Origin of the sequence: Lacisediminihabitans sp. H27-G8 (genome assembly GCF_046156175.1) — a bacterium.
Classification (GTDB): domain Bacteria; phylum Actinomycetota; class Actinomycetes; order Actinomycetales; family Microbacteriaceae; genus Lacisediminihabitans.
Genome location: NZ_JAYLVL010000001.1, coordinates 221,495 through 242,498, shown reverse-complemented (window position 1 = coordinate 242,498; position 21,004 = coordinate 221,495). Strand labels below are relative to the sequence as shown.

Below are 21,004 nucleotides of genomic sequence, written 5' to 3'. Positions count from 1 at the left end.
ATGGTCCGCTCCTCCTTCGTTAAACAACTGATTGGTGCACCCCATGAGTGGTGGCGATATCGCCGGACTGATTGCCGCGGGAGTCTTCGCGGTGCTCGTCGGCATCATGGCAATTCCGCTGGTGAAGCTCGGCCGCGTCTTCGACGAGGCCGGAACGGCAATCCGTGATCTCGGAACCAATGTCACCCCGATTCTCGAGGAGGCCACCACGACGATCTCCGAGACCAATAAGCAACTCGCCAGGGTCGACACCATCACCAAGGGAGTCGCGGAGGCCACCGGTAACATCACCTCGCTCATCGCCCTGACGGCGGCGACGGTCGGCGGACCGCTCATCAAGCTCGCGGGATTCTCGGCAGCGGTGAAGGTTGCGCTCGGTGCACTGAAGCCGAAATCGCGCGCGAAGTAAACTTGACCTGATCCATCCGCAGCGCCCGAAGCATCCGCAATTCATCTAGGGAGCACCCATGAAGAACATCCTCTGGCTCATCGTCGGCGTCGGGCTGGGATTCGTCGCCGCCCACCAGATCAACAAGACCCCCGAGGGAAAGCGGTTCTTCGAAGACGTCGACAGTCGCGCTCACGAATTCTCGAACGCCGTCGTGGACGGCTACAAGGAACGCGAAGCCGAGCTTCGGGCGGCCGTCGGCGATGCCGGCGACGCGTTCTCCGAATTCACCGCCCGCTGAACCAGACCTCTCTCACCACCCTCGGCGGCCCGGACGGGCACGCCCTGACTTCAGGACACCATGCAGACCGCTGACATCCGGGGCCGTTGGCTCGACTTCTTCGCCGAGCGTGGCCACACCGTGGTCCCCTCCGCCTCCCTCGTCAGTGACGACCCCACGCTGCTGTTCACGGTGGCCGGGATGGTGCCGTTCGTGCCGTACCTCACCGGACTGGTGCCCCCGCCATATCCCCGCGCCACGAGTGTGCAGAAGTGCATTCGAACCCTCGACATCGAGGAAGTGGGCAAGACGCCCAGGCACGGCACCTTCTTCCAGATGAACGGCAACTTCTCCTTCGGCGACTACTTCAAGGAACAGGCGATCACCTACGCCTGGGACCTGCTGACGAGCTCCGAAGCGGATGGCGGCTACGGGTTCCAGGAGAAGGACCTCTGGGTCACGGTCTACAAGGACGACGACGAGGCATTCGGCCTCTGGAAGAAGATCGCCGGGCTGCCGGAGGAGCGCATCCAGCGGCTCGACATGGACACGAACTACTGGTCGACCGGCCAGCCCGGCCCGGCAGGGCCATGCTCCGAGATCTTCTTCGACCGCGGGCCCGCGTACGGCATCGACGGGGGGCCGGCGACGGATGACGACCGCTACGTCGAGATCTGGAACCTGGTCTTCATGCAGTACCTGCGCGGACCAGGCTCTGGCAAGAACTTCGAGATCCTCGGCGACCTGCCCAAGAAGAACATCGACACCGGCATGGGCCTCGAGCGTGTCGCCTTCCTCAAGCAAGGCGTCGAGAACATGTACGAGATCGACCAGGTGCGCCCGGTCCTCGACCTCGCCGCGACCCTCTCCGGGCGTCGCTACGGTGCGGTGCACGACGACGACGTGCGCATGCGCATCGTCGCCGACCATGTGCGGTCCGCGCTCATGCTCATGTCCGACGGCATCACGCCGTCGAACGAGGGGCGCGGGTACATCCTGCGCCGTCTCCTCCGCCGCACCGTGCGGTCGATGCGTCTGCTCGGCGTGGATGCGCCGACCTTCACCGAGCTCTTCTCGGCCTCGAAGGATGCGATGAAGGCGGCTTACCCGGAGGTCGAGACCGATTACGACCGCATCCGCAACCTCGCGACGGCCGAGGAGGAGACCTTCCTCCGCACGCTGGCGAGCGGCACGAGCATCCTCGACCTCGCGGTGACGAAGACGCAGGGGGCCGGATCGAAGCAGCTCGCCGGTGACACCGCGTTCCTGTTGCACGACACCTTCGGATTCCCGATCGACCTCACCCTCGAGATGGCGGAGGAGGCGGGCCTCAGCGTCGACCGCGACGCCTTCGACGCCCTCATGCTCGAGCAGCGCACCATGGCAAAGGCGGATGCCAAGGCGAAAAAGACACTGCTGGCCGACCTCTCGGTGTACAGCGCGTTCCGCGCGCAGGGAGAGACCATCTTCACCGGCTATGACCACCTCGACACGGACAGCACCATCCTCGGCCTCATCGTCGACGGAGTGTCGGTGCCGAAAGCCGTCGCCGGCGACATCGCCGAGGTGATCCTCGCCGAGACCTCGCTCTACCCGGAGTCCGGTGGCCAGGAAGCGGATGCCGGAAGCATCGTCGGCACCGGTTTCGATCTCGAAGTGCTCGATGTGCAGCGGCCGGTCAAGGGACTCGTCAGTCACCGGGTGCAGGTGCGCAGCGGTGAGGTCGGCGTGGGGGAGGCGGCGACGAGCGTCGTCGATCGCGATTATCGACGCGGCGCGACCCAGGCGCACTCCGCGACCCATCTGATCCACGCTGCCCTGCGGGAGGTGCTCGGCCCGGATGCCCACCAGGCCGGATCCGACAACCGCGCGGGGTACATGCGTCTCGACTTCAACTGGAGTAAGCCGCTCTCGCTCGAGACCCGCACCGAGATCGAAGACATCGCCAACAATGCCGTGCGACAGAACCTCGAGGTGACGACCCGGATCCTGCCCCTCGACGAGGCGCGTGCGCTCGGTGCCATGGCCCTGTTCGGCGAGAAGTACGGCGAGGAGGTGCGGGTCGTCGAGATCGGCGGCCCTTGGTCGCTCGAGCTGTGCGCCGGCACTCACGTGGCTCGGAGCGCGGAGATCGGCCTGATCAACGTGATCAGCGAAGCCTCCGTCGGGTCGAGCAATCGCCGCATCGAGTCCCTGGTCGGTCGCGAGGCATTCCGTGATCTCGCAACCGAGCGCGCGATTGTCAATGAGCTGACTTCTACCCTCAAGACGCCGCGTGACCAGGTGTCGACCCGCATCTCGGAGTTGCTCGCGAGCCTGAAGAGCGCGGAGAAGCGCATCGCCGAGTTCGAGCAGGCGGCCCTCACCGAGCGTGTGCCCGCACTGCTCGCCACGGCGAGCCGAGTGGGTGCCGTGACCGCCGTGATCACGGACGTCGGTGCCCTGACATCGTCCGACGATCTCCGTCTGCTGGTCACCACGGTGCGCAGTCGACTCGGGAGCGACGCAGCCGTCGTGGCACTCGCGGCAGATGTCGCGGGCAAGCCAGCGGTGATCGTCGCGACGAACGAGGCGGCACGTGCCCTCGGCGCGAAGGCCGGCGCGCTCGCGAAGACAGCCGCGGGCATCCTCGGTGGTGGCGGCGGCGGCAAGGACGATCTGGCCCAGGGCGGCGGCTCGAACCTCGCCGAGATCGCGACCGCCCTCGACGCCATCGCGGCCGGACTTCCGAGGTAGCGGTGCGAACGGGCGTTCGTCTCGGCATCGACGTGGGGAAAGTGCGCATCGGTGTCGCATCGAGCGACCCGAACGGGATGATCGCCACCCCGGTGAGCACGGTGCCGCGCGGCGACGGTGACATCGCGGCCATCATGGTCGAGGCGAGCGAACGATCCGTGGTGGAGATCGTGATCGGATTGCCCCTCGCTCTCTCGGGCGGCGACTCGGCTTCGACCCAGGATGCCCGTGACTTCGCCCAGCGTGTGGCCGCGGCCGGCGACATCCCGGTACGGATGGTCGACGAGCGGCTCTCGACGGTGTCGGCGACGCGCGCGCTGCGGGCATCCGGGCGCAACTCCCGCACCTCACGGCCCGTGATCGACCAGGTTGCCGCCGTGATAATTTTGCAACATGCCCTCGACGCCGAGCGCACCGGCGGACGCCTGCCGGGTGTGGTCGTCGTCCCGCACGAAGGACGGTAACCGTGGCCGATGAGCCAAGCTGGGACGAGATCTTCTCGTCGCAACCCTCGCCGACCGGAGCCGAGGTCCCCCCCGCCGCTCCGCGGAGCCGTCGGGAGGCCCGCGAACAGGCAGCGCCGCGCGGCGGTGACCAGCGGCAACCCGCTGCACGCCGCGACCGCTCCTCGCGACAAGCGCGGGTCGACGACTACGGTCTCGCACCGCGCAAGAAGCCCCGACGCAGCCTCGCCTGGCTCTGGGTCCTGCTCTCGATCGTTGTGGTGCTCGGGGTCGTGTCTACCGCCGTCTGGGTGAACTTCCAGCCGCAGATCCAGAAGGTGCTCGGGATCGAACCGCCCATCGACTACACCGGTGGTGGCACCGGCAAGGTCGTCGTGACGATCGAGAACGGGCAGATCGGCGGGGATGTCGCGAAGACTCTCGCCGCGAAGGGGATCACGAAGACCTCGACCGCGTTCTACAAACTGCTGCTCGTGCAGCAGCCCCCGGTGACTTTCATCCCCGGCAGCTACCAGCTGAAGAGTCACATGAGCGCAAAGGCGGCACTCGCGGCACTCGTGGATCCGGCCAATAAGGTCTCCACCCGCGTCTCGTTTCCCGAGGGCGTCACGGTGAAGGGCGTCATCGCGCGGCTCGCGAATCTCAGCGAGAGCACGGGAGTCACCCAGGCGCAGCTGGAGGCCGCTGCCGCTGACTACAAGTCCTTCGGTCTTCCCGCCGCGGCTCCGAGCCTCGAGGGCTACCTCTTTCCGGCGACCTACATCCTGGAGCCCGGCCAGACGGCGCACCAGATCCTGCAGGTCTTCGTGACGGAGATGTTCAAGCGATTGGATGCCGCTGGCGTGGCCCCGGCGGACCGACATCGCGTGCTCACCCTCGCGGCTCTCACCCAGAAGGAGGGCGGACCGGTCGCCGACTTCCCGAAGGTGGCGCAGGTGTGGGACAACCGCATCGCCAAGGGGATGAACCTGCAGTCGGACGCCACCGTGGCCTACGGGGCCGGGTCGTCCAGCATCGAGACCACTGCCGCCCAGCGCGCCGACAAGAGCAATCCCTACAACACCTACGCCAATCCCGGTCTGCCGGTCGGCCCGATCTCCAACCCCGGCGACAAGGCGATCGACGCGACCCTGCATCCCACGCCGGGAAGCTGGTTGTACTTCGTGGTGGTCAACTGCTCGACCGGAGAGACCGCTTTCTCCGACACCTTCGCCCAGCACCAGGCCGCGAACGCGCAGCTCGGTGCCTGGTTGAAGGCGAATCCAGGGGGCTGCGATTGACGAGACTCGCTGTGCTGGGATCCCCGATCTCGCATTCCCGGTCGCCGGCCCTGCATCGGGCCGCCTATGCGGTGCTCGGGCTCGACTGGGAGTATGAGGCCATCGAGGTGACATCCGCCGGGCTCTCCGCCTTCATCGGAGCCTGCGGGGCCGACTGGCGCGGGCTGTCCCTGACCATGCCACTCAAACGCGACGTGATGCCCCTGCTTACCGATGCCGACAGTTTCGCCGAACTCACCGGGGGAGCGAACACCGTGCTGTTCCGCGAGGTTGTGCACGGTCATTCCCTCCACGGATTCAACACGGACGTCTTCGGCATCCTCGAGGCCTTTCGGGATGCCGGCGTTGAGCGCCTCACCAGCGTGCGGATACTCGGGGCCGGCGCGACCGCGGCATCCGCCCTCGTCGCCGTGGCCCAGCTCGGCGCGCGACGGGTCGTCGTCTCCGCCCGCTCGGCACCGAAGCTCATCGCGCTGTTCGACCTCGGTGAGGAGCTCGGTATCGATGTGCACGCCGCCCGTCCCGACGGCGTCGATGACGGCATACTGCCGGATGCCGTGATCAGCACACTGCCCGGCGGCGCGCATCACGACTATCGCTTCGACAGCACCGTTCGGGCATCCTCGGTGCTCTTCGACGTGGCTTACGACCCGTGGCCCTCGGCTCTCGCCGCGAGCTGGCTCGAGGCGGGCGGACGGGTGATCCCCGGGATCGAGATGCTCATCAACCAGGCACTGCTTCAGGTGCGCATCTTCGTCGGCGGGCGGCCCGACCACATCCTGCCCCGAGAGGCAGCGGTGCTTGCGGCGATGCGCGAGGCAGTCGGCGTCTGACCGGGACTCGGCCGCGCCTGTGGGAGGATTCTCCTATGCTTCGATGGTTGACCGCAGGGGAATCGCACGGTCCCGAATTGATCGCGATCCTCGAGGGCCTGCCGGCGGGAGTGCCGGTCTCGATGGCGGCGATCCAGGAGGATCTGCACCGTCGCACGCTCGGCTATGGCCGAGGCGCCCGACAGAAGTTCGAACAGGATGCGCTCACGATCAGTGGCGGCATCCGCTTCGGACTCTCGATGGGCAGCCCCGTCGCTCTGCGGATCGGCAACACGGAATGGCCGCGCTGGGTCGATGTGATGAGCGCAGAGCCGGTGGACCTCGATTCGCTGCCGAAGGGCCGCGGGGCGCCGCTCACCCGTCCGAGGCCCGGACACGCCGACCTGGTCGGCATGCAGAAGTACGGTTTCGACGAGTCGCGGAACGTGCTCGAACGGGCGAGTGCACGCGAGACCGCGGCACGGGTCGCGCTCGGTGCGGTGGCCAGGTCCTTCCTGGGCGAGCTCGGGATCCGACTCGTCTCCCACACCCTCTCGATCGGCGCGACGCGCGTTCCGGAAGGCTCCGCCCTTCCCGGATTCGCCGATGTCGCGGCTCTCGACGCGGATCCGCTGCGCTGCTTCGACCCGGAGACCTCCGTGCGGATGGTGGCTGAGGTCGACGCCGCGCACGAAGACGGCGACACTCTCGGCGGCGTTGTCGAGGTACTGGCCTACGGCCTGCCGCCGGGCCTTGGTTCCTACACGCACTGGGACCGACGACTCGACTCCCAGCTCGCGGCCGCTCTCATGGGCATCCAGGCGATCAAGGGCGTCGAACTGGGCGACGGCTTCCTCACGGCCGCGCGACGCGGCTCAGAGGCGCATGACGAGCTCTTCCAGACCGCGGACGGCATCAGTCGCTCCACTGACCGCGCCGGCGGCACCGAAGGGGGCATGAGCACGGGAACGGTGTTGCGGGTTCGAGCGGCCATGAAGCCGATCTCGACGGTGCCGCACGCTCTTCGAACCGTCGACGTCGCCACCTCGGCCGCCGGGGAGGCACATCACCAGCGTTCGGACGTCTGCGCGGTTCCGGCCGCCGGCGTCGTCGCCGAGGCGATGGTCGCGCTGGTGCTCGCCAACGCTGTGCTCGAGAAGTTCGGCGGCGACTCCGTGGCCGAGACGAAACGCAACAGGGACGGCTACCTGGCGGCGATCCCGGCCAATCTCTCGACGACTCCGGAGTCGAACCTCCTCCTCGGCTCGTGATCAACCGGACTCCCGAACCGGGCCGACCCTATCTCGTCTTGATCGGGCCGCCGGCCGCGGGTAAGACGCGGCTCGGCAAGCGGATCGCGCGCATCCTCGGGGCGCCCTTCGTCGACACCGACCGTCGCATCGTGGCGGGTAACGGCCCGATCGCCCAGATTTTCAGCGAACACGGCGAGAAGCACTACCGGGCCCTCGAGCGCGCAGAGGTGACGAAGGCCTTGGGGGAACGCGCGGTGGTCGCGCTCGGCGGTGGGGCGATCATCGACCCGGTGACCCAGCGCGATCTGCTCGCCCACCGCGTCGCGCTCATCACGGTGAGTCCCGATGCGGTCGCGGCGCGCATCCTCGGCACCGGTCGTCCGCTGATCAGCGGAATCGACACCTGGTCTGAGCTCGTCGCTTCCCGGCGCGAGATCTACGAACGCCTCGCCACCCGCACCTGGGACACCTCGGAGCGCCCGATCGACCACATCGCGGCCGAGATCGCCACCTGGATCTCTGAGGAGACCCCCACCGACGTCGCAGAAGAGAAGGCACCATGAGCTCCACCACCACCATCACCGTCCCCGGGGTCGACTCCTATGAGGTCACCGTCGGTCGCGACATCCTCTCCTCCCTCCCGGCCCTGATCGGTCCGGACGCGCGGAAGGTGCTGATCGTGCATCCGGCCACCCTCGGCGCGCGGGCCGAGCGCCTGCGGGAGACGCTGAGCGCGGACTTCGAGGTGCTCCTCGCCGAGATTCCGGATGCCGAGACCGGAAAGCGCGTGGAGGTCGCCGCATTCTGCTGGCAGGTGATGGGCCAGTCCGACTTCACCCGCACCGACGTCGTGATCGGTTTCGGCGGGGGAGCGGTCACCGACCTCGCGGGTTTCGTGGCGGCCACCTGGCTGCGCGGCATCCGCCTGATCAATGTGCCGACGACACTGCTCGGGATGGTGGATGCCTCCATCGGCGGCAAGACCGGGATCAACACCAACGAGGGGAAGAACCTCGTGGGGGCGTTCCACGCCCCGGCCGGAGTCGTCGTCGACCTCGACACCCTCCAGGGACTCAGCCAGATGGAGATCCTCGCCGGGTTCGGCGAGGTGGTCAAATGCGGCTTCATCGGTGAGCCGGAGATTCTCGACATCATCGAACGAGACGTGGATGTCGCCACGAACTCCGCCTCCGATGAGTTCCGTCGCATGGTGGAGCTGTCGATCGGACTCAAGGCGCGAGTGGTGGGGCAGGACTTCAAAGAGAACGGACTGCGCGAGATCCTCAACTACGGCCACACCCTCGGGCATGCCGTCGAGTACGCGGAGCGGTTCCAGTGGCGGCACGGTGCGGCGGTCGCCATCGGCATGGTCTACGCCGCTGAGCTGGCCCGGCTCACCGGACGACTGCCGGATGCCGTCGTCGACCGGCACCGCAGCATCCTCACGTCCCTCCAGCTGCCGATCTCGTACTCCGCGGGACGCTGGCAGACGCTGCTCTCCGTGATGAAACGCGACAAGAAGGCTCGTGGCTCGCTGTTGCGGTTCATCGTGCTCGATGACGTCGCCAAGCCGACGGTACTCACCGGTCCCGACGAGAGCCTGCTCTTCGCGGCCTACCAGGAGATCGGCTCGTAGCTCGGCTCGGGTGCAGCCCGGCTGCGTGGTCACCCGCAAAACGGGCGAGTTCGGACACTCTGGGCCGGCACGCCCGCCCGGAGTGGGCGCGATGACCCGGAACGGGGTCGAACGCTCAGCCGCCGAGCAACCGTGCGCGGGCCGCGGCGTGCTCGTCCGAGGTGATCGCGCCTTTCGTGAGCAGCGCATCCAGTTCGAGCAGGCGACTCTCGAGCGATTTCGCCGGTGTGAGCGCCTCACTGTCGAGCAGCTTCACGGCCAGGTCGGTCTGCAGGCTCAGCGGATCGTGCCCCGAATTGCGCACGCGAGCCGCATTGCGGATGGTCAGGGCGATGATGACCACGAAACCGACGATCACCACCCCGACGACGAGCCCGGAGAGAACTCCGAAAGAAGTCGAGAATCCATCTGGTTCAAATCCCATGGCCTCATTCTGGCCTGCGGGGCGCCGGTCCACCGGCGGATGCCGGGGAGGACACGCCGCGGCATGCTCCCGACCCGCCGCGTCCACGGGGGAATCTCCGCTGTGGGAGCCTCACTGGCTTCGCCCGCGCGACACCTGAGCCAGCCACGGGCACCAGACCGTGACCGCTAGGCTCGACGCCATGGTCAGCATCCTCGTTCTCAACGGCCCGAACCTCGGCCGTCTCGGTAGCCGCGAACCGGATGTCTACGGCAGCGGAACCCTCGAGGACCTGCGAATCGCGCTCGATCGGGAGGCTCCTCCCGGCCACGCGATCGACCTGCGGCAGACCAACGACGAGGCCGAACTGATCGGCTGGCTGTACGAGGCCGTGGACACGGCGAGCCCGGTCATCCTCAATCCGGCCGCCTTCACGCACTATTCCTACGCGCTGCGAGATGCCGCTGCACTGGTGACCAAGGCCGGCCTGATCCTCGTGGAGGTACACCTCTCCAACCCCCATGCCCGTGAGGAATTCCGCCACACCAGCGTGATCTCGGGGGTCGCGACGGGGGTGATCGCCGGATTCGGATTCGACTCCTACCTGCTCGCTCTCGACGCGATCAACCGCAAACTCGGCTAGACGGTAGACTCACTAGCTGGTTTCCCCGCGCGCGAGCGCTGAATATTCTCATCTCCAGATCGAACGGATTTACAGTCATGGCCTCAACCGCTGACATCAGGAACGGCGTCGTTCTCAACATGGACGGCCAGCTCTGGACCGTTATCGACTTCCAGCACGTGAAGCCGGGCAAGGGCGGCGCCTTCGTGCGCACCAAGGTGAAGAACGTCATGAGCGGCAAGGTCGTCGATCGAACGTTCAACGCGGGAGCGAAGATCGAGACCGAGACGGTCGACCGCTCGGAGTTCCAGTACCTCTACGCCGACGGCGAGAACTACGTCTTCATGGATGTCGGCAACTACGACCAGATCACCCTCACCGCTCCGCAGGTGGGGGATGCTGCCAACTTCATGCTCGAGAACCAGAACGTGACCATCGCGCTGCACAACGGCGACCCGCTCTACGTCGAGCTGCCGGCATCCGTCACTCTCGAGATCACCTACACGGAGCCCGGCCTTCAGGGCGACCGTTCCACCGGCGGCACGAAGCCGGCGACCGTCGAGACCGGATACCAGATCCAGGTTCCGCTGTTCCTCGAGCAGGGCACGAAGGTCAAGGTCGACACCCGCGACGGCAGCTACCTCGGTCGCGTCAACTAGTGGGAGCCCGAACCAAGGCGCGAAAGCGCGCGATCGACCTGTTGTACGGCGCAGACCTCCGCGAGATCTCACTGAACGCGGCGATCGCTCTCGAGGCGGACCGGGCGAAGAGCGAACCCGACCGCTGGAACTCCTGGGTCTACGCCCGCACCATCGTCGAGGGGATCGGCGAGCACGGCGACGAGATCGACGAGCTCATCGAGACCTACGCGCAGGGCTGGACCATCAACCGGATGCCCGTCACCGACCGCGCGATCGTGCGCATCGGCATCTGGGAGCTGCTCTTCAACGACGAGATCCCCGACAGCGTGGCGATCTCCGAGGCCGTCGAGGCGGCGAAGTCCCTCAGCACCGAGGACTCCGCCGGCTTTGTGAACGGCCTGCTGGGTCGCATTGCCCAAACCCGCGCCTGAACCGCCCCTGAATCGCGCCGTGCCCGCGCCTGGTGCGACTCCACGGTTTCGCCGACGATCGCGGCGCGCGGTATAGTCGTCACCAATAGCCATCCTTAAATTCCGTCCAGAGAGGCGGGGAAGGAGGTCGGATTGCCCGCACGCACAGTGCTGCAGCACGCTGACATCACCCGGGCGTTGACTCGGATCTCCCACGAGATCCTCGAGTCCAACCGGGGACCGGACAACCTCGTCATCCTTGGCATCCCCACGCGTGGAGTGGTGCTCGCCACCCGCATCGGCCAGCTGCTCGCCGACATCTCCGGCACGCCGGTGCCGACCGGGGCGCTCGATGTCACCATGTTCCGCGACGATCTCGGTCGAAACCCCACCCGTGTTCCCTCGCCCACCCAGGTGCCCGCCGGCGGGATCGACGGGACGACGGTGGTTCTCATCGACGATGTGCTCTATTCCGGTCGCACGATCCGTGCCGCACTCGATGCCCTCGGCGGCATCGGCAGGCCGGCGATCGTGAGGCTCGCCACGCTCATCGACCGCGGTCATCGCGAGCTGCCGATCCGCCCCGATTTCGTGGGCAAGAACCTGCCGTCCTCCCAGAATGAGCGCATCAACGTGCATCTGCAGGAGATCGACGGTGACGAGTTCGTCTCCATCGAAGAGGCCATCGCATGAGGCATCTGCTGAGCACGCGCGACCTGTCCCGCGAGGAGGCGATCACCATCCTCGACGTTGCAGAGGACATGGCGGAGGTCGCGGACCGTGAGGTTCGCAAGCTGCCTGCCCTTCGCGGCAAGACGGTGGTGAACCTGTTCTTCGAGGACTCCACGCGCACGCGGATCTCGTTCGAAGCGGCGGCCAAGCGACTCTCCGCCGACGTGATCAACTTCAGCGCAAAGGGATCGAGCGTGTCGAAGGGGGAGAGCCTCAAGGACACCGCGCAGACTCTCGCCGCGATCGGAGCGGATGCCGTCGTCATCCGCCACGGGTCTTCCGGGGCCCCGCGGGTGCTGGCGGACTCCGGCTGGATCGACGCCCCGGTGATCAACGCCGGCGACGGCACCCACGAGCATCCGACCCAGGCGCTGCTCGACGCGTTCACGATCCGCCGCCGACTCCACGGCACCGGATCGCGGGGGCGCGATCTCGACGGGGTCACCGTGACGATCGTCGGCGACATCCTCCACTCGCGGGTCGCGCGCTCGAATGCCTGGCTGCTGACCGCCCTCGGGGCGAGCGTCACCTTCGTCGCGCCAGCCACCCTGCTGCCGATCGGGGTCGAGAACTGGCCGGTCGCCGTGCTCTACGACCTCGACCTCGCTCTCCGATCGCGGCCCGACGTGGTGATGATGCTGCGCATCCAGGGCGAGCGGATGAACGCCGCCTACTTCCCGAGTGCGCGGGAGTATTCGCGCATCTGGGGCCTCGACGACGCGCGGCTCGCCATGCTGGCCGCCGATACGATGGTGATGCATCCCGGACCGATGAATCGAGGGCTGGAGATCTCGGCGGGCGCCGCCGACTCGCCGCGCTCCACCGTGCTCGAACAGGTCGCCAACGGGGTGTCGATCCGGATGGCCGTGCTCTATCTCACGCTGTCCGGCGAGGGAGGAAAGCAATGACCGAGACCATCCTGGTGAGGGCGGCGACTCTCGTAGACGGCACGAGCACCGACATCCTGGTTCGCGACGGGCACATCGCCGAGCTCGGCCGGGCGATCTTCGCCTCGGCGGATCGCCTCATCGACGGAGCCGGCCTGATCGCCCTCCCCGGCCTCGTCGACCTGCACACCCACTTGCGCGAGCCCGGGTTCGAGCAGAGCGAGACCGTGCTGAGCGGCTCGCGCGCTGCCGCGATCGGCGGATTCACGGCAGTTCATGCGATGGCGAACACCTCACCGGTCGCCGATACCGCCGGTGTCGTCGAGCAGGTGATGTCCCTCGGTGACCGCCACGGCTACGTGACGGTGCGCCCGATCGGTGCCGTCACCCGCGGCCTCGAAGGCCAACAGCTCAGCGAGATCGGGGCGATGGCGAACAGCCGCGCCCGCGTACGGGTGTTCTCCGACGATGGCAAGTGCGTCTCCGACCCGCTGCTGATGCGGCGCGCGCTCGAATACGTGAAGACCTTCGGGGGAGTGATCGCCCAGCACGCCCAGGAGCCCCGCCTCACCGAGGGAGCCCAGATGAACGAGGGCACGCTCTCCGGCGAACTGGGGCTGGCCGGCTGGCCGGCCGTGGCCGAGGAGGCGATCATCGCCCGCGATGTGCTCCTCGCCCAGCACGTGGGTGCTCGTCTGCACGTGTGCCACCTGTCCACCGCGGGATCGGTCGAGGTCGTGCGCTGGGCGAAGGCGCGGGGCATCGACGTGACAGCCGAGGTCACACCGCATCACCTGCTGCTCACCGAGCAACTGGTGGCGAGCTACGACTCGCGCTACAAGGTGAACCCCCCGCTGCGCCGGGACGAGGATGTGCGCGCCGTGCGCGAGGGGCTCGCCGACGGCACCATCGACATCGTCGCGACCGACCACGCGCCGCACCCGGTCGAGGCGAAGGACTGCGAGTGGGAGGCAGCCGCCTTCGGGATGGTGGGACTCGAGTCCGCCCTCAGTGTGGTGCAGGCCTCCGTCGTCGATACCGGGCTGCTGGACTGGGCCGATGTCGCCAGGGTGTTCTCCCGCACGCCGGCGGCGATCGGGCAGCTCGAGGGTTACGAGCGGGGAATCGCGGTGGGCGCCCCGGCATCCTTCACCCTTTACGATCCGAGCGTGAGCCGCGTCTTCGAGACCACGCAGCTCCGGGGCAAGGGGCTCAACTCGCCCTACCTCTCGACGACCCTTCCCGGACGGGTCGTGACCACGGTTCACCGCGGCTACGCCACAGTGCTCGACGGCGAACTGGTCGAGGCAGAGGCGGTCGCGGCGGCGGCCCGCGCGTTCGACCAGGCGGGAGCCCGCAATGGATAGGACGACCTCCACGGCTATCGTGATCGCCGTCATCGTGCTGGCACTCGCTGGCATGGTGATCGGGTGGCGAGGCCGCCAGAAGCGGCAAGCCCATCTGCCCCGACCGGATGCCGTTCCCGCCGATCCCGGCACCGAACTGTTCACCGCCGAGGCGTTCTACGTCGCCACGACCATGGCCGACGACGAACTCAACCGGGTCGCCGTCGCTGGCCTCGGATTCCGCGCGCGTTCCACGGTGACGGTGACCGATTCGGGAATCATCCTCTCCCGTACCGGCACAGCCGAGACCTTCATGGCCAGGGCCGCCCTGCGCGGCATCGACCGCGCCACCTACACGATCGACCGTGTCGTCGAGAAGGGCGGACTCGTGCGACTCGCCTGGACGCTCGGCGCGACCCCGGTTGACAGCTACCTCCGACTCACCGATCCGGCGGATGCCGCCGCGCTCATCGACGTCGTCACCCCCCTACTCCCCACTCCCGTTCCCCTGGAAGGCGACGCCACGTGAAGCGTTTCGACCCCGCAGTACTCGTTCTCGAAGATGGCACCCGCTATAGCGGGCACGCCTATGGCGCCCACGGCACCACCCTGGGCGAAGCGGTCTTCGCCACGGGCATGACCGGCTACCAGGAGACGATCACCGATCCCTCCTACGCCGGGCAGATCGTGCTCATGACGGCCCCCCACATCGGCAACACCGGGGTGAATGACGAGGATCCGGAATCGCGTCGCATCTGGGTGGCCGGGTTCGCCGTCCGGGACCCCTCCCGCGTCGTCTCCAACTACCGCGCCGACGGAAGCCTCGACGACCAGCTCGTCTCCGAGGGGATCGTCGGCATCAGCGGAATCGATACCCGCGCCGCGACCCTGCACCTGCGCGACTCCGGAGCCATGCGCTCCGGCATCTTCTCGGGAGCGGATGCCGCCCTCGATCCCGACGAGCAGCTGGCGATCGTGCGCGGGGGAGCCGAGATGTCCGGCCTCAACCTCTCCGCCCAGGTCTCGGTGACCGAGCGGGTCACGATCCCCGCCGAGGGGGAGCGGATCGGATCGGTCGCGGTGCTCGACCTCGGAGTGAAGAACGCGACGCTGGGATACCTCTCCGCCCGCGGTCTCGAGGTGCATGTGCTTCCCCAGGACGTGACGATCGACGAGCTCCTCGCCCTCGAACCCAACGCCGTCTTCTATTCCAACGGACCGGGCGACCCCGCCGCATCCGAAAGCCATGTCGCGCTGCTGCAGGCCGTGCTGCGCGAGGGACTGCCGTTCTTCGGCATCTGCTTCGGCAACCAGCTGCTCGGTCGTGCCCTCGGGCTCGGCACCTACAAGCTGCCGTTCGGTCACCGCGGCATCAATCAACCGGTGGTCGACCGTGCCACCGGTCGGGTGGAGATCACCTCGCACAACCACGGATTCGCGGTCGATGCCCCCCTCACCGGAGCCTTCGAGTCTCCCGCCGGATTCGGACGGGTCGAGGTGAGTCACGTCAACCTCAACGACAACGTGGTGGAGGGACTCAACGCCCTCGACATCCCCGCCTTCTCGGTGCAATACCACCCCGAGGCCGCGGCCGGTCCGCACGACGCCAACTACCTCTTCGACCGGTTCCGCGATCTCGTGGTCGACCACCTGCACGAGACCTCCAGCCCCGCCACCGACCAGACGGAGAGCAACTAATGCCCAAGCGCGACGACATCAATTCGGTGCTCGTGATCGGCTCCGGCCCGATCGTGATCGGCCAGGCCTGCGAGTTCGACTACTCCGGCACCCAGGCCTGCCGTGTTCTGCGCGAGGAGGGGGTGCGGGTCATCCTGATCAACTCCAACCCCGCCACGATCATGACCGACCCCGACTTCGCCGATGCGACCTACGTCGAGCCCATCACCTGGCAGGTCATCGAGACGATCATCGCCAAGGAGCGTCCGGATGCGATCCTGCCGACCCTGGGCGGCCAGACCGCGCTCAATGCGGCCATCGACCTGCACCATCACGGCATCCTCGAGAAGTACGACGTCGAGTTGATCGGCGCGAACTTCGAGGCCATCAACAAGGGCGAGGACCGCCAGATCTTCAAGCAGCTGGTGCTGGAGTGTGGCGCCGACGTCGCGCGCTCGCACATCGCGCACACGGTCGATGAGGCCATCGAGTTCGCGAAGGACCTCGGCTATCCGCTCGTCGTGCGGCCGTCCTTCACGATGGGCGGTCTCGGCTCCGGGTTCGCCTACACCGAGGCCGAACTCGTGCGCATCGTCGGCGACGGCCTGCACCAGAGCCCGACGACCGAGGTGCTGCTCGAGGAGTCGATCCTCGGCTGGAAGGAATACGAGCTCGAGTTGATGCGGGACACCGCCGACAACACGGTAGTGGTGTGTTCGATCGAGAACGTCGACCCGGTCGGTGTGCACACCGGCGACTCGATCACCGTGGCTCCGGCTCTCACCCTCACCGACCGCGAGTACCAGAATCTGCGCGACATCGGCATCGACATCATCCGGGCCGTCGGCGTCGACACCGGCGGATGCAACATCCAGTTCGCCATCGACCCGGCCAACGGGCGTGTCATCGTGATCGAGATGAACCCTCGGGTCTCCCGTTCGAGCGCGCTCGCCTCGAAGGCCACCGGATTCCCGATCGCGAAGATCGCGGCCAAGCTCGCCATCGGCTACCGCCTCGACGAGATCCCCAACGACATCACGAAGGTGACCCCGGCCTCCTTCGAGCCGACCCTCGACTACGTGGTCGTCAAGGTGCCGCGATTCGCGTTCGAGAAGTTCCCCGCCGCGGATGCGACTCTCACCACCACCATGAAGTCCGTCGGTGAGGCCATGGCCATCGGGCGCAACTACTCGACCGCTTTGCAGAAGGCCCTCCGTTCGCTCGAGAAGAGCGGGGGCAGCTTCCACTGGGACGGCGAGCCCGGCGACAAGGATGCCCTCCTGGCGATCGCGGCAGTGCCGACCGACGGTCGGATCGTCACGGTTCAGCAGGCTCTGCGGGCCGGAGCGACGATCGAGGAGGTCTTCGAGTCGACCAAGATCGACCCCTGGTTCATCGACCAGATCGTGCTCATCAATGAGGTGGCGATTGAAATTGCGGGCGAGATCGGCTCCTTCCGGGCTCTGGATGCGTCGCTCTTCCGCCTCGCGAAGGACCACGGTTTCAGCGACATCCAGATCGCCGCACTGCGCGGGATGACCGAGGACGAGGTGCGCACCATCCGCCACGCCTTCGGGGTCCGCCCCGTCTTCAAGACCGTGGACACCTGCGCCGGCGAATTCCCCGCCCTCACCCCGTACCACTACTCGAGCTACGACCAGGAGACCGAGGTTCGGCCGAGCGGACGCCGCAAGGTCGTCATCCTCGGATCCGGCCCGAACCGCATCGGCCAGGGCGTCGAGTTCGACTACTCCTGCGTGCACGCCTCCTTCGCGCTGTCCGATGCCGGCTACGAGACGATCATGATCAACTGCAACCCGGAGACGGTCTCGACCGACTACGACACCAGTGACCGGCTCTACTTCGAACCGCTCACCCTCGAGGACGTGCTCGAAGTGATCCACGCCGAGAGCCAGAGCGGCGAACTCGTCGGGGTCGTCGTACAGCTCGGCGGCCAGACCGCACTCGGCCTCGCCAAGGGACTGAAGGCCAATGGAGTGACGATCCTCGGAACCACCCCGGAAGCCATCGACCTCGCCGAGGAACGCGGACTGTTCCAGGGCATCCTGGATGCCGCGGGGCTCGTCTCTCCCCGGAACGGCACGGCCTACGACTACCGCGGCGCAGTGGCCGTCGCCGAGGAGATCGGCTATCCGGTGCTCGTGCGGCCCTCTTATGTGCTCGGCGGTCGCGGAATGGAGATCGTCTACGACAGCCCCTCGCTCGCCGACTATTTCGAACGGGTCGCCGGACAGGGCATCGTCGGCCCGGACCATCCGCTGCTGGTGGACAGGTTCCTCGACGACGCCGTGGAGATCGACATCGATGCCCTCTACGACGGTGAGCAACTGTACGTCGGCGGCGTGATGGAGCACATCGAGGAGGCCGGCATCCACTCGGGGGACTCGAGTTGCACGCTGCCGCCGGTCACCCTCGGGCGCGACCAGATCGAGCGGGTCGTCGAGGCGACCCATGCCATCGCCCGGGGCATCGGGGTGCGCGGGCTCATCAACGTGCAGTTCGCGATCGGTGCCGGAGTGCTCTACGTGCTCGAGGCGAACCCGCGGGCCAGCCGCACGGTTCCCTTCGTCGCGAAGGCGCTCGGCCTGCCGATCGCGAAGGCGGCCTCGCTGATCATGGTGGGGCAGAGCATCCGCTCTCTGGTCGAATCGGGCATGCTTCCCGCGGCCGACGGCTCGGTCGTTCCGATGGACTCGCCGGTGGCGGTGAAGGAAGCCGTGCTTCCGTTCAAGCGGTTCCGCACAGCGGAGGGACTCATCGTCGACTCGGTCCTCGGCCCGGAGATGCGGTCCACCGGAGAGGTCATGGGCATCGACTCGAACTTCCCCAAGGCCTTCGCGAAGAGCCAGGAGGCGGCCTATGGCGGGCTCCCGACCAGCGGGAGCGTCTTCGTCTCGGTGGCGGATCGTGACAAGCGCGCGATCATCCTGCCCGTGCTGCGACTCCAGCAGCTCGGTTTCACCATCCTGGCGACGATCGGCACGGCGGAGATCCTGGCGCGCAACGGCATCACCGCCGGGGTCGTTCGCAAATACGACCAGGGCGATGTGTCGGTCGAGGGGGAACCCTCGATCGTCGACCTGATCAACCGCTCGCAGGTGGACATCGTGATCAACACGCCCAGCGGCCGGAGTGCCCGGGTCGACGGCTACGAGATTCGTGCGGCCGCCGTTGCCGCGGACCTTCCGCTCTTCACGACGATCGCCCAGCTCGGCGCGGCGGTCGCGTCGATCGAGTCGATCCGCGACGGGTTCGACGTCAAGTCCCTTCAGGACTATGCGAGCGAACGGGCAGAGCGGCTGGCCGCCCTTGTCTGATCTGCCGACAGCGTCCTTCGGCGACCGGCTGGTCGACGCCTTCGATCGCTACGGACAGCTGTGCGTGGGGATCGATCCGCATCCGTACCTGCTGGAACGGTGGGGACTCGGGGACGACGCCGCCGGCCTCCGCCGATTCGGACTGCGCGTGGTCGAGGCCGCTGCCGGCACTGTTGGCATCATCAAGCCCCAGGTCGCGTTCTTCGAGAGGCACGGGTCGGTGGGATTCGCGGCGCTGGAGAGCATTCTCCAATCTGCCCGCGAGGCGGGCCTCCTGGTGATCGCGGATGCGAAACGCGGTGATCTCGGCACCAGCGTCGAGGCCTACGGCCAGGCCTGGTTCTCGGAGGGGAGCCCACTCGAGGTGGATGCCCTCACCCTGACCGCCTACATGGGGCTCGGCTCGATCGAGGCCCCGATGTCCCTCGCGGTGAAGCGCGGAAAGGGAGTGTTCGTGCTCGCCGCGACCTCCAATCCCGAGGCGCATTCCCTGCAGACCGCCCGGATTTCTTCCGGATCCCATGCCGGTCAGACGGTCGCGTCCAGTATCGTCACTGGGGTGGGCGAGTGGAATTCTTCAGGGGGAACGGGCACGACCGTGGTTGACGCGCCGGTGCGAGGGGTCGGTTCGATCGGCCTCGTGCTCGGTGCCACCGTCGACTTCACCGAGTTCGATCTCGACCTGGACTCCATCGCCGCCGTGCCCTCATCCCCGGTGCTCGCACCGGGCTTCGGTCACCAGGGTGCGAAGTTCGGCGATCTCGCCCGGCTGTACGGTGCCGCCGCACCGGTCACGATCGTGAGCGCCTCCCGCAGCATCCTCGAAGCCGGTCCCGATGGCATCGCCGAAGCGATCCGGGTGCAGGCCGCGGAGGTGTTCGAGTGCCGCGCGTAGCCCCGCCAGAGGTCGATCGGGTCGCAGCGGCCCACGCGGCCGTCGCCGCCCGCCGCGCCCGGGCATCCGTCAAGCTCGCCGTCCACGACCGGGTGCGCAGTGCGGTGGATGTCGTCGAAGCCGCCTGGGCAGACCCCTCGGCCACCGCGGAGGCGAGCCTCCGCGTGCGTGAACTGCTCACCAGTATCCCAACTCTCGGCCCGACCCGCGCCGCGAAGGCGATGGACCAGCTCGGCATCGCCGAGTCCAAGCGGGTCGGCGGTCTCGGTGTGCGCCAGCGCCGCAAACTCGTGGAATGGCTGGCCCATCGCGAGCACCGGGACGGCCCGGATCTCGCTCGTCTCGTGGTTCTCGCCGGACCGACAGCCGTGGGCAAGGGCACCGTCTCCACGTACATCAGGGAGAACTACCCGGATGTGCACCTCTCGGTCTCCGCGACCACGCGCGCGCCGCGCGCGGGCGAGGTGCATGGTGTCAACTACTACTTCGTGAGCGATGCCGACTTCGACCGGCTCATCGACACCGGCCAGATGCTCGAGACGGCGACCGTGCACAACGCGTTCCGCTACGGAACCCCCCGGGCGCCGATCGACGAAGCCCTCGCCGCGGGAAAGAGCGTGCTGCTCGAGATCGACCTGCAGGGGGCGCGGTCCGTTCGAGAGGTCATGCCAGAGGCGGTGCTCGTCTTCCTCCTCCCTCCCACCTGGGATGAACTCGTGCGTCGTCTCATCGGTCGGGGCACCGAGGACTCGGCGGAACAGCAGCGGCGACTCGAGACCGCGAAGGTGGAATTGGCCGCCCAGGACGAGTTCGATCACCGCGTCGTCAACTCCGAAGTGAGCGCCGCAGCCCGCGAAGTCGTAGACTTGATGGCAATCCCCAAAAACAACAGGAGTTTTACGCATGGTTGAACGCGCCAAAGGCATCATCGATCCGCCGATCGACGAACTGCTGTCGAAGGTCGACTCGAAGTATGCACTGGTGATCTTCGCTTCCAAGCGTGCTCGCCAGATCAACGACTACTACGCCGACCTTCACGAAGGCAGCCTCTTCGACAACGTCGGGCCGCTGGTCGACTCCACCATCGACGACAAGCCGCTCTCCGTCGCGATGCACGAGATCAACGAGGACAAGCTCGTCGTCAAGGCCCTCGCCGAGCCCGTCGAGTAACTTCCGCAGTCTCTTCTGGTGCTCGAACCTGTCG

The 21,004-nt window shown here is 67.2% G+C and carries 22 protein-coding genes; 21 read left to right on the top strand and 1 reads right to left on the bottom strand.

The genetic code is table 11. The features are described 5' to 3' along the window. Positions 1–43: 43 nt before the first annotated feature. The 9 genes from VLI63_RS01140 to aroB are packed head-to-tail and all read left to right on the top strand — an operon-like array spanning position 44 to position 8,849. A complete protein-coding gene (locus tag VLI63_RS01140; RefSeq protein WP_409155064.1) occupies positions 44–409 on the top strand; it encodes a DUF948 domain-containing protein in 366 nt (121 codons plus the stop codon). A 58-nt stretch (positions 410–467) separates the two neighbouring features. Continuing rightward, positions 468–689, top strand: coding sequence for a hypothetical protein (locus VLI63_RS01135; protein ID WP_409155063.1), 222 nt, complete (start codon positions 468–470; stop codon positions 687–689). A 60-nt stretch (positions 690–749) separates the two neighbouring features. Then, positions 750–3,404 carry an alanine--tRNA ligase gene (gene alaS, locus VLI63_RS01130; protein WP_409155062.1) on the top strand — a complete coding sequence of 885 codons (2,655 nt, stop codon included), beginning with the start codon at positions 750–752 and terminating at the stop codon, positions 3,402–3,404. 2 nt (positions 3,405–3,406) lie between these two features. Beyond that, positions 3,407–3,868, top strand: a complete 462-nt coding sequence (gene ruvX / locus VLI63_RS01125) for a Holliday junction resolvase RuvX (RefSeq protein WP_409155061.1) — start codon at positions 3,407–3,409, stop codon at positions 3,866–3,868. Positions 3,869–3,870: 2 nt separating this feature from the next. After that, the gene (gene mltG, locus VLI63_RS01120) at positions 3,871–5,148 is read left to right on the top strand and encodes an endolytic transglycosylase MltG (RefSeq protein WP_409155060.1); all 1,278 of its coding nucleotides are present in this window, start codon (positions 3,871–3,873) and stop codon (positions 5,146–5,148) included. Beyond that, entirely contained in the window at positions 5,145–5,981 is an 837-nt protein-coding gene (locus tag VLI63_RS01115) for a shikimate dehydrogenase (RefSeq protein WP_409155059.1), read from the top strand. The genes mltG and VLI63_RS01115 overlap by 4 nt, the downstream gene beginning before the upstream one ends. Before the next feature lie 35 nt (positions 5,982–6,016). Next, positions 6,017–7,231: a chorismate synthase gene (gene aroC, locus VLI63_RS01110; protein WP_409155058.1), complete on the top strand. Its 1,215-nt coding sequence runs from the start codon at positions 6,017–6,019 to the stop codon at positions 7,229–7,231. Between the two features lie 38 nt (positions 7,232–7,269). Next, entirely contained in the window at positions 7,270–7,776 is a 507-nt protein-coding gene (locus VLI63_RS01105) for a shikimate kinase (protein ID WP_409155057.1), read from the top strand. Further along, on the top strand, positions 7,773–8,849 hold the full coding sequence (gene aroB, locus VLI63_RS01100) for a 3-dehydroquinate synthase (protein WP_409155056.1): 1,077 nt from the start codon (positions 7,773–7,775) through the stop codon (positions 8,847–8,849). The genes VLI63_RS01105 and aroB overlap by 4 nt, the downstream gene beginning before the upstream one ends. A gap of 115 nt (positions 8,850–8,964) precedes the next feature. On the opposite strand, the gene VLI63_RS01095 is transcribed toward aroB, so the two are convergent. Next, positions 8,965–9,273, bottom strand: a complete 309-nt coding sequence (locus VLI63_RS01095; RefSeq protein ID WP_409155055.1) for a hypothetical protein — start codon at positions 9,271–9,273, stop codon at positions 8,965–8,967. Between the two features lie 181 nt (positions 9,274–9,454). On the opposite strand from VLI63_RS01095, the gene VLI63_RS01090 reads away from it, so the two are divergent. From VLI63_RS01090 to rpoZ, 12 genes are all read left to right on the top strand, one after another. Next, positions 9,455–9,895 (top strand): type II 3-dehydroquinate dehydratase, encoded by a 441-nt coding sequence (locus VLI63_RS01090; RefSeq protein WP_354575405.1) that lies wholly within the window; start codon positions 9,455–9,457, stop codon positions 9,893–9,895. A gap of 77 nt (positions 9,896–9,972) precedes the next feature. Beyond that, positions 9,973–10,533 (top strand): elongation factor P, encoded by a 561-nt coding sequence (gene efp / locus VLI63_RS01085; protein WP_185200668.1) that lies wholly within the window; start codon positions 9,973–9,975, stop codon positions 10,531–10,533. Next, the gene (gene nusB, locus VLI63_RS01080) at positions 10,533–10,946 is read left to right on the top strand and encodes a transcription antitermination factor NusB (protein ID WP_185200667.1); all 414 of its coding nucleotides are present in this window, start codon (positions 10,533–10,535) and stop codon (positions 10,944–10,946) included. Before efp ends, nusB begins: the two co-directional genes overlap by 1 nt. Before the next feature lie 132 nt (positions 10,947–11,078). Then, positions 11,079–11,618, top strand: coding sequence for a bifunctional pyr operon transcriptional regulator/uracil phosphoribosyltransferase PyrR (gene pyrR, locus VLI63_RS01075; RefSeq protein ID WP_409155054.1), 540 nt, complete (start codon positions 11,079–11,081; stop codon positions 11,616–11,618). Then, on the top strand, positions 11,615–12,565 hold the full coding sequence (locus tag VLI63_RS01070; RefSeq protein WP_409155053.1) for an aspartate carbamoyltransferase catalytic subunit: 951 nt from the start codon (positions 11,615–11,617) through the stop codon (positions 12,563–12,565). Before pyrR ends, VLI63_RS01070 begins: the two co-directional genes overlap by 4 nt. Beyond that, entirely contained in the window at positions 12,562–13,911 is a 1,350-nt protein-coding gene (locus VLI63_RS01065; RefSeq protein ID WP_409155052.1) for a dihydroorotase, read from the top strand. The genes VLI63_RS01070 and VLI63_RS01065 overlap by 4 nt, the downstream gene beginning before the upstream one ends. Further along, complete coding sequence (locus VLI63_RS01060) at positions 13,904–14,419, top strand: hypothetical protein (RefSeq protein ID WP_409155051.1); 516 nt, start codon at positions 13,904–13,906, stop codon at positions 14,417–14,419. The genes VLI63_RS01065 and VLI63_RS01060 overlap by 8 nt, the downstream gene beginning before the upstream one ends. Further along, a complete protein-coding gene (carA, locus tag VLI63_RS01055; protein WP_409155050.1) occupies positions 14,416–15,588 on the top strand; it encodes a glutamine-hydrolyzing carbamoyl-phosphate synthase small subunit in 1,173 nt (390 codons plus the stop codon). Before VLI63_RS01060 ends, carA begins: the two co-directional genes overlap by 4 nt. Next, positions 15,588–18,905, top strand: coding sequence for a carbamoyl-phosphate synthase large subunit (gene carB / locus VLI63_RS01050; RefSeq protein WP_409155049.1), 3,318 nt, complete (start codon positions 15,588–15,590; stop codon positions 18,903–18,905). Before carA ends, carB begins: the two co-directional genes overlap by 1 nt. Further along, positions 18,865–19,800 (top strand): orotidine-5'-phosphate decarboxylase, encoded by a 936-nt coding sequence (pyrF, locus tag VLI63_RS01045; RefSeq protein ID WP_409155048.1) that lies wholly within the window; start codon positions 18,865–18,867, stop codon positions 19,798–19,800. Before carB ends, pyrF begins: the two co-directional genes overlap by 41 nt. Beyond that, on the top strand, positions 19,788–20,711 hold the full coding sequence (gmk, locus tag VLI63_RS01040; protein ID WP_409155047.1) for a guanylate kinase: 924 nt from the start codon (positions 19,788–19,790) through the stop codon (positions 20,709–20,711). Before pyrF ends, gmk begins: the two co-directional genes overlap by 13 nt. Then, the gene (gene rpoZ, locus VLI63_RS01035) at positions 20,704–20,970 is read left to right on the top strand and encodes a DNA-directed RNA polymerase subunit omega (RefSeq protein ID WP_185200659.1); all 267 of its coding nucleotides are present in this window, start codon (positions 20,704–20,706) and stop codon (positions 20,968–20,970) included. The genes gmk and rpoZ overlap by 8 nt, the downstream gene beginning before the upstream one ends. Positions 20,971–21,004: the final 34 nt, after the last annotated feature.

Bases quoted from the DNA above. Each gene is read 5' to 3' on its own strand.
- VLI63_RS01140 (WP_409155064.1), top strand. From the start codon at position 44: ATGAGTGGTGGCGATATCGCCGGACTGATTGCCGCGGGAGTCTTCGCG.
- VLI63_RS01135 (WP_409155063.1), top strand. From the start codon at position 468: ATGAAGAACATCCTCTGGCTCATCGTCGGCGTCGGGCTGGGATTCGTC.
- alaS (WP_409155062.1), top strand. From the start codon at position 750: ATGCAGACCGCTGACATCCGGGGCCGTTGGCTCGACTTCTTCGCCGAG.
- aroC (WP_409155058.1), top strand. From the start codon at position 6,017: ATGCTTCGATGGTTGACCGCAGGGGAATCGCACGGTCCCGAATTGATC.
- aroB (WP_409155056.1), top strand. From the start codon at position 7,773: ATGAGCTCCACCACCACCATCACCGTCCCCGGGGTCGACTCCTATGAG.
- VLI63_RS01095 (WP_409155055.1), bottom strand. From the start codon at position 9,273: ATGGGATTTGAACCAGATGGATTCTCGACTTCTTTCGGAGTTCTCTCC.
- VLI63_RS01090 (WP_354575405.1), top strand. From the start codon at position 9,455: ATGGTCAGCATCCTCGTTCTCAACGGCCCGAACCTCGGCCGTCTCGGT.
- efp (WP_185200668.1), top strand. From the start codon at position 9,973: ATGGCCTCAACCGCTGACATCAGGAACGGCGTCGTTCTCAACATGGAC.
- VLI63_RS01070 (WP_409155053.1), top strand. From the start codon at position 11,615: ATGAGGCATCTGCTGAGCACGCGCGACCTGTCCCGCGAGGAGGCGATC.
- VLI63_RS01065 (WP_409155052.1), top strand. From the start codon at position 12,562: ATGACCGAGACCATCCTGGTGAGGGCGGCGACTCTCGTAGACGGCACG.
- VLI63_RS01060 (WP_409155051.1), top strand. From the start codon at position 13,904: ATGGATAGGACGACCTCCACGGCTATCGTGATCGCCGTCATCGTGCTG.
- carB (WP_409155049.1), top strand. From the start codon at position 15,588: ATGCCCAAGCGCGACGACATCAATTCGGTGCTCGTGATCGGCTCCGGC.
- pyrF (WP_409155048.1), top strand. From the start codon at position 18,865: ATGCGAGCGAACGGGCAGAGCGGCTGGCCGCCCTTGTCTGATCTGCCG.
- rpoZ (WP_185200659.1), top strand. From the start codon at position 20,704: ATGGTTGAACGCGCCAAAGGCATCATCGATCCGCCGATCGACGAACTG.